This is a genomic window from Paenibacillus taiwanensis DSM 18679, assembly GCF_000425125.1.
In the GTDB taxonomy this organism is placed as follows: domain Bacteria; phylum Bacillota; class Bacilli; order Paenibacillales; family Paenibacillaceae; genus Paenibacillus_B; species Paenibacillus_B taiwanensis.
Window position 1 is genome coordinate 574,616 of the sequence record NZ_KE384307.1, and the last position, 14,050, is coordinate 588,665.

Consider the following 14,050-nt stretch of genomic DNA (forward strand, 5'->3'; position numbering starts at 1 on the left):
TTGGCCGTCGAATCCGTGCATCCTAATAGGAGAGGAAGTGACGGTGACGATGATATCACCGGTAGATCGCATTTTAGACAAAGCTTTGCGCGGTGAGCGCATTAATGCAGAAGAATGCGTAACGCTGTTCGAATCTGATCAGATCGAGAAGATGGGACATGTCGCGAACGAGATTATGAAAAAGTGGCATCCAGACCCGATTGCGACATTTGTTATTGGACGAAATATTAACTATACGAATGTATGTGACACTTATTGTCGATTTTGTGCTTTCTATAGAGCGCCTGGATCGAAGGAAGGTTACGTACTGCCTAATGAAGTCATTTTCCAGAAGATTCAGGAAACGCTTGATGTTAACGGTACTGAAATTTTGATGCAGGGTGGCACAAACCCTAATTTGCCGTTTAGCTATTATACTGACTTGTTGAAGGAAATCAAGCAGCGTTTTCCTAAGATTACGATGCATTCTTTCTCACCAGCTGAAATATGGAAGATGAAAGAAGTGTCAGACGGATTGTCCCTTGAAGAGGTTGTGCGTCAAATTCATCAAGCGGGTCTCGACTCGCTGCCAGGCGGCGGCGCGGAAATATTGGACGACCGCACTCGTCGCAAGATCAGTCGCTTAAAGGGGACTTGGCGCGAGTGGATGGACGTAATGCAGACTGCACATAAAGTAGGGATGACAACTACGGGGACGATGGTTATCGGCTTCGGCGAATCGATGGAGGAACGAGCGCTTCATTTGGAGCGTATCCGGATCGCACAAGATGAATGCAAACAATTTAATTATCCATCAAGAGGATTTTTGGCGTTTATCCCGTGGACGTTCCAACCGGATAATACGAATATGAAGGCGGAGCGGGTCACGCCTGAGCAGTATTTGAAGACACTTGCCATTAGCCGCATTTTCCTGGATAATATTCCGAACTTCCAATCGTCATGGGTGACGATGGGACCAGAAGTAGGCAAGCAAACGTTAAGTTATGGCTGCAATGACTTTGGTAGCACGATGATCGAGGAAAATGTGGTATCAGCAGCAGGTGCAACCCATAAGGTTAACATTGAAAGTATTTTACGTATCATTCGGGAAGCGGGCAAAGTACCTGCACAACGTGATACACAGTACAACATTTTACAGGTGTTTCATGACGAGAAGGATGCTGTGACGCGTGACTTTATTATGCAGAACTAACAGCATATAACATTTTTGAAGTTTATTTTTAAGCATATTTTAAGCGTATTGAGAATAAGAAGCTAATCGGGCTTTTGTTCTTAATACGCTTTTTAGCATGCGTTGAAAGCTGCAACCGCTGTATACTAGGCATGTTCTGTTAACGTCTGAATGGATTACCAAATCTCACTTCGTATATATGGTTCTAAGCCCCCATATACTGAATAAGGAACGAAAAAGGAGTGAGCTTCATGGAACTGTTCACCGTATCCATTCCCAGTGCACAGCTTAAAGAATTGGAATCCTTAACGGAGCTATTGAAATGTGAAATGGGCGATTTACATACAAGTTCAAGCAGAGTGACATTAGACACTTTCCAAACAGACAAATTAGCAGGTGTGACATGCAGCGGCTTGTTGCCTGAATTCCAGCTTCATGTTCATGGACAGGATGTGTGGAAACGCGCAGCTAGTGCTGTAGCGGAGTATATTTTGGCCGTAAAGGAAGGAGTGCTCATACGTTCGTTAATTGCAAAAGAAAAGCATGTGGAGGATGCGGATCGTAACAAGATTGAAGCTTATTGTTATCAGTTGCTTAATGGTTATGAGGAACAGGGTTCCCCAGAAGTAAGACGTAGACGTAAAAGCAAAGTAACTAAGGCTTTACAGCTTTATCTTGAAGAGCACACCGTATTAAACGTTGACGGATTTATCCGATTTCGTTTGGAAAGTTATATGACGGAGCTACGTGAAGTAGTGGATTATGCCATTGATGAATATGTGCTGGAACGCCAATATCAAGAATTTATTAGTTTGCTTAAGTATTTCGTCTACATTCAGGATACTAAAATTCCAATGGCACATCTTATGCACAAAGGCTGCCATGAATTTACGCTGCTCGATGAGCAATGGCTGCCGATTGAACCTTCCCACGTTGTGGATGGAATGATCGTGGAGATGATTGATTGTGATATGGAAATGGAAGACATGATCGTAAGTACGCTCATTAATGTCTCGCCAGGTCATATCGTTATTCATACACGTGATCCCGAATCACAAGTGATCAAAACGATTCAACAAATATTTGAAGCGCGGGTTCATGTGTGCGTTTACTGTAATTCATGCGAACCTTGTTTAACAAACAATTGGAAGTCTCAGGACTTGGTTCCTTAAATATGAAGCAGCAAAGAAAGCAATCAACAAACAAACGGTACGCCGGTTAGCAAAGCAATGCGCAGGTTACTTGACCGTCTGCTTGATTTCGCATATAATATCCCATATTAAAGTTTACATCGATATAGCGATGATAAAGACATGGATGCACATGGTGGTCCGAACAGAGAGAGGGAACTAGGCTGGAATTCCCTTCGGTACGCATATGCATTTACCCCTTTAGAGCTTTGAATGGGAACGATCACCAGCTTATACATAGGCTGTCGTATTCAGTATCATTCAACGATTCATTCTCGTTAGCGAATGACTCAAGGATTGATTCCGTCGCCACACTGGCTAAGAAGTGTGTCAAGCGCACAGTTGTGCCGCAAGGGCACAAGTGGAATCATTCAAATGAGGGTGGAACCACGGGTATAAACAACAACACTCGTCCCTTCTTATAAGGGCGGGTGTTTTTTTGTTTTTTATAACATGATATCAATCAGTATAAATAAGGGGGCGCTCATACATGTCTATGATACGAGTAACTTTACCAGATGGTGCTGTTCGTGAGTACGAACGCGGAGCAACAATTGAAGATGTAGCAGCATCCATTAGCAGCGGGCTAAAGAAAAATGCAGTAGCGGGTAAATTGAATGGAAAAGTGGTTGACCTGTACACGCCAATTGAGGAAGATGCGGCTGTTGCCATCGTAACGCCTGATTCAGAAGAGGGATTAGAAGTTATTCGTCACAGCTCAGCACATTTAATGGCACAGGCGATTAAGCGATTGTATAAGGATGCCGACGTCAAGCTTGGTATCGGACCTGTCATTGAAGAAGGTTTCTATTACGATATCGATATGAACATATCGCTGACGCCTGAGGATCTCGTTAAGATTGAAAAAGAAATGGAGCGTATCGTAAACGAGAACTTGCCGATTCGTCGTCGTGTCGTTTCGCGTGAAGAAGCGCTTCGTATTTATGAAGAGATTGGTGACCCTTTAAAATTAGAACTAATTAACGATCTTCCTGCGGATTCAGAGCTTACGATCTACGATCAAGGCGAGTTTTTCGATTTATGCCGCGGACCACACGTGCCAAGCACAGCTAAGCTGAAAGTATTTAAATTGCTTAATCTGGCAGGCGCTTACTGGAGAGGCGATGCGAAGAACAAAATGTTGCAGCGTATTTATGGAACGGCGTTTGTCAAGAAAGCGCAGCTTGATGAGTATCTTCATTATTTGGAAGAAGCAAAGAAACGTGATCACCGCAAGCTCGGTAAAGAGTTGAAAATCTTCACATTTTCTCGTGAAGTGGGACAAGGTCTGCCGATCTGGCTTCCTAATGGGGCTACACTTCGTCGTACGATGGAGCGTTATATTGTAGACATGGAGGAACGTCTTGGCTACAACCACGTGTATACACCTGTCTTGGCTAACGTAGATTTGTACAAAACTTCCGGTCACTGGGAGCACTATCAAGAGGATATGTTCCCTGTGATGGTGATGGATAATGAGGAACTTGTGCTTCGACCGATGAACTGTCCGCATCATATGATGGTTTACAAGAGCGATATGCGCAGTTATCGCGATCTGCCTATTCGTATCGCAGAACTAGGTATGATGCATCGTTATGAGATGTCAGGGGCGTTAACTGGCTTGCATCGCGTACGAGCGATGACGCTAAACGACGCGCACATATTCTGTCGTCCAGATCAGATCAAAGAAGAGTTCGCACGAGTCATCAACTTGCTGCGCAAAGTGTATGAGGACTTCGGCATTAAAGAGTACCGTTTCCGCTTGTCCTACCGTGATCCGCAGGATACGGAAAAGTATTTCCCAGACGATGCGATGTGGGAAATGTCGCAGCGTATGCTGCGTGAGGTTGTGGAAGAGATGGGCTTGCCGTTCTTTGAAGCAGAAGGAGAGGCGGCCTTCTACGGACCTAAAGTAGACGTCCAAATCAAGACTGCACTCGGCAAGGAAGAAACACTTGGAACGGCACAACTGGACTTCCTGCTGCCAGAACGTTTCCAACTGGAATATGTGGGTGAAGATGGACTGAAGCACCGCCCGGTAGTTATTCACCGCGGCATCATTAGTACGATGGAACGTATGACGGCTTTCTTGCTTGAGAACTTTGCGGGTGCATTGCCGCTTTGGTTGTCGCCAGTGCAAGCTAAGATTTTGCCTGTTTCACCGAACTATGAAGAGTATGCTAAGGAAGTCGAAGAGCAGTTGCGCGAAGCAGGTATTCGTGTAGAGGCGGATTTACGCAACGAGAAGCTTGGTTATAAGATTCGTGAGGCACAGCTCGAGAAAATGTCTTACATGCTCGTAGTAGGCGAAAATGAGAAAAATAACGGTGCAGTATCTGTTCGTAAACGCGGTCATGGTGATCTCGGTATGATGTCGGTGGCCGATGCTGTTGCCATGCTGAACGAAGAAATTCGTACACGTAAAATGCCGGAAGTAAAAGCAGAAGAAGAATAAATATTGAGTAGACGCAGAACTGTTCGTTAGGAATGATCCTGTACGCTGCTCATGATTAATGCTCGACCTATGCTATTGGCATATGGTCGAGCATTTTTTGTTAGCACATCTTTTAATGTCGCAGGTGTTCTTTTTTTGTCGAAAATGAATAAAAGAAAATGGTGCTGGACATCCTTCCCACTAGGGAGGAGTGACCATATGTTTACAGTACGTATGAATGGTAGTAAACAAAGAACATCAACTGTGTGGAGTGACATCATCGTGAAAGTGAACAGGCTGTCGTTGTGGGTGTGCTGTATGTTGGTAGTATTAGGCGTGAGCTTGGTGAGTGAGCCGTATGCTCAAGTCCAAGCAGCACACATTACACATAGTATGATGACGCAGCATCAGCGTGAGCAGCTAGCATGGAATACGATTGGAAAATGGTTCTATGCCAACCATGTGACTGAACACGGTGCAGTTCGTCATCTGCAACAAAATACAGTAAGTAGTATGAAAGTTAACCATTTGACCGTAACGCAATCGAACCTGTTTGTATACGTAGACACGCAACATAAATCTGCTGCTGCACCAAAGAAAAATACGGATCAAGCTGTATCGACTAGTGGCCGCTTGCTTTATAACGATGAGCTGTATGCACCTGTGCAAGCGCAGGTTGAAAAGGAAGTGACGGTGGTTGCCACCGGTTATACCGCAGGAATCGAGTCAACTGGGAAGAAACCAGGGCATCCTGAGTATGGCATTACCTATTCCGGTGTAAAAGTACGACGTGACTATGTGTCTACAATTGCGGCAGATTTGTCCGTGTTCCCGCTGGGGACTATTCTGTATATTCCAGGGTACGGATATGGTATAGTCGCAGATATTGGCTCGAAAATTAAGGGGAAGAAATTAGATCTTTATTTTGATACAACGAAGCAGGTTTATAAGCAATGGGGTAAAAAAGAAGTAGAGGTTCAAGTCATTCAGCTCGGTCAGGGCAAAGTGACAGAGAAATGGCTAAACCAGCTTAACGAAACGGTTGTCAAACATCGTGGCATACCGAAAAAACCTCTGTAGGTCCCGTCAACTGTTGAAGACGCATATGAATGGCAATAAACGGTTAATTACACCAAATGGTTGATCGTATATTGCGGCTATACGATTCGCATAATACTTGATGGAGGCACGAAAGTGTACTTCGAATGCTAGGTATTAGAACAGCGTGATCGTATAGGAGGTGACACTAGATGGGTAAAAACAACAAAAAAAGTAAATTGGGTGCTAACCAAACGTTTAATGCTGAATTTGCTGCTGAGGCAGCAGGGGTATCCAATGTAGCCAACAAGCCTGCTAAAGGGCAATCTCAAAAGCCGCAGCAACAATAATACACGCAGCATGGATGTTAACGTACCACGTGCCATATAAATGATTGAGGTAATAGGCTGTCTTAAAAGTCATCAACAGATGACCAAAAGACAGCTTTTTTTCGTTAACATCATCTGCTTTCTATACGAACATTGCATTTATCATTATGATACACAATGGTCTGATTTACCATCTTCTCCGTCTGGAGACTGAGAACGGATTCAATCCCTCGGCGCTATGCGGCAGCTTATATTTCCTTTACAATACAAGTATAAGTATAGATAACACAGTAAATCGAATGCAGCATAGCATAATAAAGCGAGGGATTAAAATGAATGAGTACAATCGCGGAAGATGGTTTGGCGGTTTCGTACTAATCTGTATCGGACTTATGTTTCTGTTACAGCAATGGGGCTACGTATCATTTAATATTGGTGATTTAATAAGCACCTATTGGCCACTCATCGTCATATTTGTAGGAATTAGCGGGTTGTTGCAAGGTGGTTTCTGGGGTGTGTTCCCATTAGGGGTTGGTGTTTATTTCTTATTGAGGAACCTAGATATTGTGACGTTATCGATGGGAGATTTTATCAAGCTTGCATTTCCGTTTGCGCTTATCGTAGGGGGGATTTTTATTTTGTTCCGTCCTCGACATTCACGTTACCAAGGGCACAGCCGCAATGAATGGAAAGCCAATCGGGAGGAATGGAAAGTCAAACGCAAAGAATGGAAAGCAGCTCAAAAGCAGCAATGGAAGTCTGGTTGTAACAAGGGGAATGAGGACGTTACCGAATATCCTGACTACAGCAACTATCCAGACCCTTTTAAAGATGTTGATTACTCCGCACCTAACAAGCAGTCTAGTAGCAATAAGACAACCGACCATTCAAATGTAGGAACAGATCCACATCAATATGATTTTAATGCAGAACCACATAAACAATATACAACTTCTGATGCGGATAAAGGTCGTATGTACAGTGAACCTTTGTTTGGCAAGCATCGTACCGTTGTGAACAAATCAGGTTTTATTGGTGACATTCATATGGGGCAGGATTTTTGGGAACTGAAGCCGATGAATGTGTCTCATTTTATCGGAGACACGACGCTTGATTTGACCAAAGCTCAAATTTCTTACGGCGAAACCAAAATTAACATCTCAAGCTTTGTTGGCGATGTAAAGGTATACATTCCGAATGATGTGGATTTGGGTGTAGTTGTCACCTCGACCTCCTTTATCGGTGATGTGCGTGTATTGGATATGGAAGAGGGCGGCTTCCTTCGTAATGTACAAGCAGAAACACCTCAGTTTTACGAGGCGGGCAAAAAAGTGCGCATTATTGTAAGTACGTTTATCGGTGATGTCAAAGTGATGAGGGTAGGGTAGAACGAATGGTGATGAAGTGGTTTCGGAATGCTCGGAGTGCAAAGTGGGAGCTGCTATTCACTTTTATCATATCTGGGTGTGTCATCATTAGTGTGCTCTGGTTCGGATTAGTTCACGGTGGAGAATGGGGCAGCGGCTTAAATTGGTGGTTGTATGGCATTATCACAGTGCTTATTGTGTCGGCGATTACTGGATATATATCAGGTGTTCGCTTGCAGCGAAGGTTGGATGTACTTCATTTAAGCATGATGCAAGTGACCAAAGGAAATTGGTCCGCTCGAATTCCTGATGATGAGGACGCTTCTTTCGCCCGACTCTATTCTGATTTTAATGCGATGATGCAAACGATGGAGCATAAATTACGTCTGCTGCAAAAGCTGTCTGAGCAGCAGACGATTGATTGGGAGCGAGAAAGCGAAGCGATTGTTCAAGAAGAGCGGAAGCGGCTGGCGCGTGACCTGCATGACACGGTCAGCCAGCAGCTTTTTGCGTTGCATATGTCCTCTTCTTCTTTACCAAAGGTGATGGAACTGGACATGAACCGTGCCAAGGTAGTCGTCGAGCAACTGATTCAGATGTCTCATATCGCGCAGCGGCAGATGAGGGGGCTGATCGCGCAACTGCGTCCGATCGAATTAGATGGCAAAACGTTGGAGGAAGCGCTGGAGCGCTGGTTCCCTGACTATTGCAATCAGAACGGACTGAAGGGCAAGATCGACATCCAATTGCATGAAGGTTTATCGGAAGTGAAGGAACATCAATGCTTTTTGATGATTCAAGAAGCAATGGCTAATGTTGTGAAGCATGCACAAGCAAGGCAAGTGACATTGACGATGCAGGAAACAGATAGCCGGATTGTACTTGTAGTCGCGGATGATGGCAGAGGGTTTGATATGAACAAGACTGCGCACGGAGGCAGTTACGGTTTATCCACGATGCGGGAACGTGTGGACAAGTTAGGTGGGCATATGGACCTTGTTAGCCAACCGGGTGCAGGCACGACGATACGGGTACACATCCCTTTATTTGAAGAAACGGAATCAATTGAAGCAGCTAACATAAATGAAGTAATTGAAGTAAATGGACTAAATAAAGTTAAGGAGTAAATGAAGTAGACAAAGCGAATGATCAATATGCCGTAATTGTTGTGCAATTGGGAGCAGGGATGGAGCTAGATGGAGGGGGAAGCAAATGAGTAAGATGACCGTGTTTCTCGTAGATGATCACGAAATGGTTCGACTCGGCTTGAAGACATACTTGATGCTTGATCCTGATATTGATGTGATTGGGGAAGCAAGCGGAGGCTTAGATGCAATTGAGCAAATTAGCAAACGAAGTGATGCGCTGCCGGATCTAGTGCTGATGGACTTGATGATGCCGGATATGGACGGAGTTGAGGCTACTAGACAGCTCATTTTAAAATATCCTAAGCTTCGGATCGTTATGCTGACGAGCTTTATGGAAGATGAGCAGGTTGTCGCTGCAATCCAAGCGGGAGCAACAAGTTATGTGCTCAAAACCGTATCGGCAGAAGATCTTATTTATGCGATACGAGGTGCTTTTCGTGGAATGCCTGTAATGAGCGGAGAAGTGTCACAGGCATTAACACGTGGACTTCGTAAACGTGCTGCACGACCTGATGATGAGGGCTTAACGGAGCGCGAGAAAGAAGTGCTTCTCCTTATTGCAGACGGCAAATCTAATAAAGATATTTCGGATGAGCTTCATATTAGCATTAAAACGGTAAAAACGCATGTCTCCAATCTTCTTATGAAATGTGAGATGCAGGATCGTACGCAATTGGCTGTATACGCTCATCGAAAAGGATGGGTTAAATTAAGTTAAGTTGAACCATCCTAATGGTAACTATCATTAGGAAGAAGGTTGTCAGCATGCGTGAAATAGATAGTTCGATTTCTGGACGTCAATATCGATATGATGGAATTAAGGAAGTATTAGAATCATGTGGATTCGCAGTCGGAGGAAATTGGAATTATAAAGGCGGCAGCTTTGACAAGTCAGTGGAGACACACGAGGATGTTGTTGTACGTATCCCATTTCTAGCGATTGATGGCCCCTTTGACGCAGAGTCAGATAATGAAACGATTATCGAGCTGCATAGTCCATTGGTCCTGAAACATGTGGTGCAGCGAGGCAATGATCCCCATGCAGAAATGCACCTGATGGGCGCACTGATCGATCAATTCCAAACGCCTGTACAGCCTGATGCTGAAGTGTCCGATGAAGAATGGAAGGCGGGCCGACAGCTCATCTTGCAGATTGAATACAAATTGAACAAATAATACCACTTGAAAGCAGCTTATCTTCTATCTCAAGCTTATAGAGATGGAGAGATGAGCTGTTTTTTTGTTGATCAATGAGGTTTTATTGTGTTTTATGTTGTTTTTAAGGTAAGTTTAAGGTTGAGAGTGCAAGATAGGAACATAACGTTATAGAGAATATCAAAATTGATATCGAACATCGTGGGAGGGGTTCTTTATGGAAGACAATCGCAAACCATTTTCTAATTCCGAATCGGAACTGAAACATACATCAGCTCAAGCATCTAATGAGCAGCATCAGGCGGAACAAGAGCAAGCAGCAGGCAAGCAAAGTGATACGCAACAAGGACATTCATCCTACTACTATGCCTATGGTCCTTATCAGTCGGTTAATTCGGAAGACACAGCATCTACAACGTCAAGAGATGCATACGGCGCATCCAGTGATGTGCAAGTTACACCGCCTAATCCAGTGAAGCCACTGCCGTTTTCAAGTGCGACACGTCAATCCTTTAATCAATATGGTGGTGGTTCAGCAGACGGATCAAACGGGGGATCGGGGATCGCGCCGCCAGGGAACTGGAATTTTAACAATCAGAAGCCTCAGCGTAAGGGGACGTCGTTTAAGGCTATGTTTGCTTCCTTTATGGCGGGAATGATCGTCATCACATCCTTGATGTATGCAGCGGACCGTACGAATTTGTTTACGGGTGAAGCAGCGAGCTCTAACAACCATTCCAGTGAGGCAGCGCAGACAGTTGTGAACAATACACCAACCCCATTTCCAAATGGAGCTGCGTCGGTAGCAGAGGTTGCCAAGTCGGCCAGTCCAGCAGTTGTTAAGATCGAGACATATGCTTCCGCACGAAGAGGCGGAGGTGGAGGCTATTCGAACCCTTGGATGGATGATCCGTTCTTTAAGCAATTTTTCGGTGACAACTACGGCGGTAATGGAGGAAATGGTGGCAATAATCGTTCGGAAGGCACAACTCCTAAATCTGAATTACAGCCGCTTGGCATCGGAACGGGATTTATTTTTGATAAGAGCGGATATATTTTAACGAACAATCACGTGGTTGAAGGCGGAGAAATGGTTCAAGTTACCGTCGAAGGGTATGAGAAGCCGCTCGAAGCAGAGGTGCTCGGTAAGAGCCAAGACCTTGATCTAGCTGTTCTCAAAATTAAAGGCGAGGATTTTCCAACGTTAAAGCTTGGGAATTCAGATGGGGCACAAGTAGGGGAGCAGTTGGTTGCTATTGGTAACCCGTCAGGCTTTGATCATACGGTAACTACAGGCGTATTAAGTGCAAAAGAACGTTCAATTAATATTGATGATAATGGCACGACACGCCAATATGAACATTTGCTGCAAACGGACGCTTCGATTAATCCAGGCAACTCGGGTGGTCCGCTGCTAAATATGAAAGGCGAAGTAATCGGAATGAACGTTGCGGTGAGCAAGCAAGCACAAGGTATTGGATTTGCGATTCCATCGAACGTAATCAACAAAGTGGTTGAGAACTTAAAAGCAAACAAAGAAATTCCTAAAGAGCCAAGTCCGTTCATCGGTGCTACTTTAATGACGATGACAGATGAGATCGCTAAAAAAATCGGTGTCGAAAGCATGGACGGTGCGTTGGTAGCCAACGTGATCTATGGTTCACCTGCTTATAAAGGGGACTTGCGTGCTTATGATATCATTACGGGCATGGAGGGCCATGCTGTAACTAATAAAGAGGGACTAATTGAGGCGATCCAGAAGAAAAAAGTCGGGGATGTAGTCTCGTTCCAGGTGTATCGTGATGGCAAGAAGATGGACGTTAAAGTAACGATTGGTGATAAAAATAAATTCGAAAATATTGAACAGCCTTAATAATAGGCTGTGAGGACGATGTAGTATTGGAAACACAATAGTAGAACTAGGAAGCGAAGAAAGGATTGCACTTTCTTCGCTTCCTTTTCTGAAATGGACGTGTCCGTGGTACAATAGATTTAATAAGATGGAACGGTGAAAGGATGACGGCCTGAACATGCGCTCTTACATTTTAATCGTAGATGATGATGAGAAGATTACGTCCATGCTCCGCCGAGGCCTTGTCTTTGAAGGCTTTGAAGTGAATACGGCTTCTAACGGGACAGAGGGACTACGGGAGATGATTGTGCGTGAGCCGGACTTGCTTGTGCTAGACGTGATGATGCCAGAAGTAGATGGCTGGGAAGTAGTGCGCCGGATGAGAGAGGCGGGTAGCTCTGTGCCTGTATTAATGTTAACGGCTAAAGATGAAGTGCAAGATCGCGTGAAAGGGTTGGACTTAGGGGCGGATGATTATTTGGTCAAGCCATTTGCCTTGGAGGAACTGCTTGCACGTGTTCGGGCTTTGCTTAGACGTCGGACAGACAGCGAAGGTGGCAACCATCGTCTCGCATACGAGGACCTGTTATTGGATCTGCATACACGTGAAGTTAAACGCGGCAATCATATGATTGAGTTAACAGCGAAGGAGTTTGAGCTGTTGCATCTGTTTATGCAGAACCCGAAGCGAGTGCTTCCTCGTGATGTCATTATGGAGAAAATTTGGGGTTACGACTATAGTGGTGAGTCCAACGTACTCGAAGTGTATATTGCAATGTTAAGACAAAAAACAGAAGAACATAGCGGAAAACGAATTATACAGACGATTCGTGGTACTGGCTACGTGTTGAGAGGGGACACATAACGGATGTCGATTCGTCTTCGGCTGACCGTTTGGTATTCCGCGTTATTGGCGTTTACGTTGTTTTTGTTCGGAATTTCCATCTATACATTCGTTGATTACAAAATATACGGGGATATCAAACAGCGTATTAGTGACACGGTGAATCAGATCACCATTCTTCCGACGCTGGACTTTCAAAATGGTCTGGACTTTGACGTAACGCCTAGGGATGCTAATCGACTTGTTAATGAGGCATTGTTTACACAGCTGACCAATTATACGAACGGAAGCGTCAAGAAGTCCGACGAAATGATTGCAAGTCGTATAGAGCTTAAACCACCGAAGTCCCCGCGCGACATTCGAGACGGCTATCGGACTGTTGATATTCGCGGTAATGAATTTCTTATTTATGAACAGGCGATTACGATTAAGAGTCAGATTGTAGGCGCAATTCAGGTACTATCTTATACGGGACAAGAAGCTAGATTTTTCAGGGAATTACGTAGTATTCTGATCATTTCATCGATGGTGACAGTTGTGCTGGCTTTCTCCTTAGGCCTTTTTCTAGCTCAAAAGTCACTAAGGCCAATTGAGAACGTCATTAAAGCGACCAATCGGATTCAGAAAGGGACAGACCTCAGCATGCGTATTCCGCGTGAAGGCGCGCCAGAAGATGAGATTGGACAGCTTACAGAGACGATCAATAGCATGCTAGGCCGGATGGAAACGTTCTACAATGAGCTTGATGAAGCGTACCGTGCGCAGCGGCGATTCGTGTCTGATGCTTCACACGAGCTGCGCACACCGTTAACGACAATTCGGGGGAATGTAGACCTTCTCGAGAAAATGTGGGTGAATCAGTCCCAAGCGACTGCGCTTTCAGCGCAAGAGCGTGAGGTCATGTCGCTTGAGGCGCTTAGCGATATCGCAGATGAATCACGGCGGATGACTAGACTGGTGAACGATTTGTTGTCACTTGCCCGCGCAGATGCAGGATATACGATGGAGAAGCAGTATTTGGATTTAAAGCCGCTGCTTGACGACGTTGTACGCCGTGCCCAATTTTTGCCGCGCAAGGCGGATTGGGTGATTGAGGAGGACGCAAGTCTGAGGGAAGTGGCTGTGTATGGCAACAAAGATTATTTGCAGCAAATGCTGTTCATTTTTATTGAAAATGCATTTAAATATACCGAAAGCGGTTCTGTCATCTTAAGCGCTGTCGTCTTGGACCGTCAAGTAGGGATCAAGATTAAAGATACCGGCATAGGCATGAACGAGAAGGAAGTACCGTATATTTTCGAGCGCTTCTATCGGGCTGACGTCTCGCGAGGGGTAACGTCTGGAACAGGATTGGGGTTATCGATCGCGAAATGGATTATCGATGAACACAAAGGCTCTGTCGAGGTTGTGACTAAACCCGGTGAAGGGACAACCTTCCTGATTTGGTTGCCGCTTGCAGTTGTCGACGTGGATAAGGTAGATCCAGTATAATAGAGAAGTATTCAAAAATAGTGATACTGGA

12 protein-coding genes are annotated in these 14,050 nt (G+C 44.7%); all 12 read left to right on the forward strand.

From position 1 onward, the window contains the following. Positions 1-49 precede the first annotated feature (49 nt). A complete protein-coding gene (mqnC, locus tag H509_RS0116570; protein ID WP_425414245.1) occupies positions 50-1,192 on the forward strand; it encodes a cyclic dehypoxanthinyl futalosine synthase in 1,143 nt (380 codons plus the stop codon). Positions 1,193-1,422: 230 nt separating this feature from the next. Further along, positions 1,423-2,343 (forward strand): putative sporulation protein YtxC, encoded by a 921-nt coding sequence (ytxC, locus tag H509_RS0116575; protein ID WP_028546067.1) that lies wholly within the window; start codon positions 1,423-1,425, stop codon positions 2,341-2,343. A gap of 508 nt (positions 2,344-2,851) precedes the next feature. Continuing rightward, complete coding sequence (thrS, locus tag H509_RS0116580) at positions 2,852-4,816, forward strand: threonine--tRNA ligase (RefSeq protein ID WP_028546068.1); 1,965 nt, start codon at positions 2,852-2,854, stop codon at positions 4,814-4,816. A gap of 198 nt (positions 4,817-5,014) precedes the next feature. Continuing rightward, the gene (locus H509_RS28675) at positions 5,015-5,875 is read left to right on the forward strand and encodes a 3D domain-containing protein (protein WP_028546069.1); all 861 of its coding nucleotides are present in this window, start codon (positions 5,015-5,017) and stop codon (positions 5,873-5,875) included. Between the two features lie 170 nt (positions 5,876-6,045). Next, the gene (locus H509_RS27745; protein ID WP_157277761.1) at positions 6,046-6,183 is read left to right on the forward strand and encodes a hypothetical protein; all 138 of its coding nucleotides are present in this window, start codon (positions 6,046-6,048) and stop codon (positions 6,181-6,183) included. A gap of 146 nt (positions 6,184-6,329) precedes the next feature. Continuing rightward, on the forward strand, positions 6,330-7,550 hold the full coding sequence (gene liaF / locus H509_RS0116595; protein WP_425414238.1) for a cell wall-active antibiotics response protein LiaF: 1,221 nt from the start codon (positions 6,330-6,332) through the stop codon (positions 7,548-7,550). A 5-nt stretch (positions 7,551-7,555) separates the two neighbouring features. Then, positions 7,556-8,656: a HAMP domain-containing sensor histidine kinase gene (locus H509_RS25675; protein ID WP_051287278.1), complete on the forward strand. Its 1,101-nt coding sequence runs from the start codon at positions 7,556-7,558 to the stop codon at positions 8,654-8,656. Between the two features lie 85 nt (positions 8,657-8,741). Then, a complete protein-coding gene (locus H509_RS0116605) occupies positions 8,742-9,395 on the forward strand; it encodes a response regulator (protein ID WP_028546071.1) in 654 nt (217 codons plus the stop codon). 47 nt (positions 9,396-9,442) lie between these two features. Further along, complete coding sequence (locus H509_RS0116610) at positions 9,443-9,853, forward strand: YugN family protein (RefSeq protein WP_028546072.1); 411 nt, start codon at positions 9,443-9,445, stop codon at positions 9,851-9,853. A gap of 196 nt (positions 9,854-10,049) precedes the next feature. Further along, the gene (locus tag H509_RS0116615) at positions 10,050-11,705 is read left to right on the forward strand and encodes a S1C family serine protease (RefSeq protein WP_028546073.1); all 1,656 of its coding nucleotides are present in this window, start codon (positions 10,050-10,052) and stop codon (positions 11,703-11,705) included. Between the two features lie 157 nt (positions 11,706-11,862). Then, positions 11,863-12,549, forward strand: a complete 687-nt coding sequence (locus H509_RS0116620; protein ID WP_028546074.1) for a response regulator transcription factor — start codon at positions 11,863-11,865, stop codon at positions 12,547-12,549. A gap of 3 nt (positions 12,550-12,552) precedes the next feature. Further along, entirely contained in the window at positions 12,553-14,019 is a 1,467-nt protein-coding gene (locus H509_RS0116625) for a sensor histidine kinase (RefSeq protein WP_028546075.1), read from the forward strand. Positions 14,020-14,050 lie beyond the last annotated feature (31 nt).

Excerpts from the sequence above, each read along its gene's own strand:
- thrS (WP_028546068.1), top strand. The coding sequence starts at position 2,852 with ATGTCTATGATACGAGTAACTTTACCAGATGGTGCTGTTCGTGAGTAC.
- H509_RS0116625 (WP_028546075.1), top strand. The coding sequence starts at position 12,553 with ATGTCGATTCGTCTTCGGCTGACCGTTTGGTATTCCGCGTTATTGGCG.
- H509_RS0116610 (WP_028546072.1), top strand. The coding sequence starts at position 9,443 with ATGCGTGAAATAGATAGTTCGATTTCTGGACGTCAATATCGATATGAT.
- mqnC (WP_425414245.1), top strand. The coding sequence starts at position 50 with ATGATATCACCGGTAGATCGCATTTTAGACAAAGCTTTGCGCGGTGAG.
- H509_RS0116615 (WP_028546073.1), top strand. The coding sequence starts at position 10,050 with ATGGAAGACAATCGCAAACCATTTTCTAATTCCGAATCGGAACTGAAA.
- ytxC (WP_028546067.1), top strand. The coding sequence starts at position 1,423 with ATGGAACTGTTCACCGTATCCATTCCCAGTGCACAGCTTAAAGAATTG.
- H509_RS0116605 (WP_028546071.1), top strand. The coding sequence starts at position 8,742 with ATGAGTAAGATGACCGTGTTTCTCGTAGATGATCACGAAATGGTTCGA.
- H509_RS0116620 (WP_028546074.1), top strand. The coding sequence starts at position 11,863 with ATGCGCTCTTACATTTTAATCGTAGATGATGATGAGAAGATTACGTCC.
- H509_RS28675 (WP_028546069.1), top strand. The coding sequence starts at position 5,015 with ATGTTTACAGTACGTATGAATGGTAGTAAACAAAGAACATCAACTGTG.
- liaF (WP_425414238.1), top strand. The coding sequence starts at position 6,330 with ATGATACACAATGGTCTGATTTACCATCTTCTCCGTCTGGAGACTGAG.
- H509_RS25675 (WP_051287278.1), top strand. The coding sequence starts at position 7,556 with ATGGTGATGAAGTGGTTTCGGAATGCTCGGAGTGCAAAGTGGGAGCTG.
- H509_RS27745 (WP_157277761.1), top strand. The coding sequence starts at position 6,046 with ATGGGTAAAAACAACAAAAAAAGTAAATTGGGTGCTAACCAAACGTTT.